1 pseudogene is annotated in these 326 nt (G+C 39.0%); it reads left to right on the top strand.

The annotated features are described in order from the left end of the window. Window positions 1-82: 82 nt before the first annotated feature. Window positions 83-326 (top strand): annotated as a pseudogene (locus KQJ19_RS23880) (type 1 fimbrial protein); the annotation flags it as partial.

Genomic DNA, 326 nt, shown 5'->3' with positions numbered 1-326 from the left:
GCCTTACAGGGCGCAAGAAAAAAGGAGCCCAGACAATGTTACTGATAATAGGGACGATCTATCTCTAAATGAGGAGCGCATTATGAGTAAACTATCCATTATAAGTTTAATTAGCTGTGCCATCGCAATTCCTTCCGCTATGGCAGATTTTGGACATTTCCCCAACAGGGCTCAAAAAGGCGTTGTTAATTTTTCCGGTCATGTCTATTCCAATTCGTGCATAATTGAAGCCGGTGATAAAGATAAACAGGTAAAATTAAACCCAGTTCTCAATACATTAGTTAGCAAATTACATGCAACTCAACTCCAGCAATTCAGTATTAAAG

This window comes from Citrobacter sp. S46_ASV_140, assembly GCF_018919545.1.
GTDB lineage: Bacteria > Pseudomonadota > Gammaproteobacteria > Enterobacterales > Enterobacteriaceae > Citrobacter > Citrobacter braakii.
Note: the sequence above shows the minus strand (reverse complement) of the source record. Positions and strands in the feature narration are given on the sequence as shown.